Source organism: Pseudomonas yangonensis (assembly GCF_009932725.1).
Classification (GTDB): domain Bacteria; phylum Pseudomonadota; class Gammaproteobacteria; order Pseudomonadales; family Pseudomonadaceae; genus Aquipseudomonas; species Aquipseudomonas yangonensis.
In genome coordinates, this window is sequence record NZ_BLJU01000288.1 from 1 (window position 1) to 923 (window position 923).

General features: G+C 46.7%; 1 pseudogene. It reads left to right on the plus strand.

The features are described 5' to 3' along the window. A pseudogene (locus GYB81_RS24935) lies at window positions 1–89 on the plus strand (DNA-binding protein); the annotation flags it as partial. Window positions 90–923 lie beyond the last annotated feature (834 nt).

Below are 923 nucleotides of genomic sequence, written 5' to 3' on the forward strand. Positions count from 1 at the left end.
CTAGCGGCCAGATTGCGCCTGCTGCTGGCCAAACCAGCCCGGCCTATGACGAAGCCAACCGAAACTTGAGCCAACCCAACGCGGGATAGCGATCACCCAGGAAGCAGCTAGGCGCTGGTATGCCCGTACGGAAAGGAATCAGAGCAAGTAACCAAGGAATGATCAGAGAACGATTGATAGACGTATGGGACAGAAAGAAGCTCTCAGCCCCTAAGCTTGAGAAACGGACTGGCACAGACCGCAGTAGCTGGTATCACCTGAGAAATGGCAAGCGGCGTGCCAACGAGCAGGACATCGAGGCCATCGTGCAGATGTTCTCTCAATATGCCTTCTGGATCGCGAGCGGGCATCTTCTCCTTGATAAATTTCAGTTGGAGATTGTATGCGCAAACGATTAGTGAAATGTATTTTCACCATCTTGCTATTCGCTGGAGTAATAGGTCTATACCTTGCCTTTTATGGCCCCTTTAAAATAAGTCTTATCGGATTTTCCATTGCAGCAATTATTGCTGGAATCATTGTTTATCTTGACATATCTCTCAAGGGTAACACCTATAATATACACGACAAGCTGAGCGCTCCGAACTTAATAATTTGCACCTTCCTATATCTCACATTTTCAGGATGGGCATTAGTCAGAACAGGACATGAAGTAATCAGCGAACGCCAAATCCATACAGGGCTTTTCAGCAGTCATGTGAGTGGGAGTTATAGAGCCAAACCCTGCAGACGAAGCATTACCGCCCTCGAACCAATCGAATTTACAGGACTAAAACTTTGTTTATCGCACGAAAATTATTCAACCACTATAAGCAATGCAAAGATTGATCGCCGGACGTATCTGCGGCGGATTGTTTTTGGCCTTGACGTGTCGCCTCTAGGGAAAACGATATTCTTGCCAAAACAACAATAAGCTGCTGTGT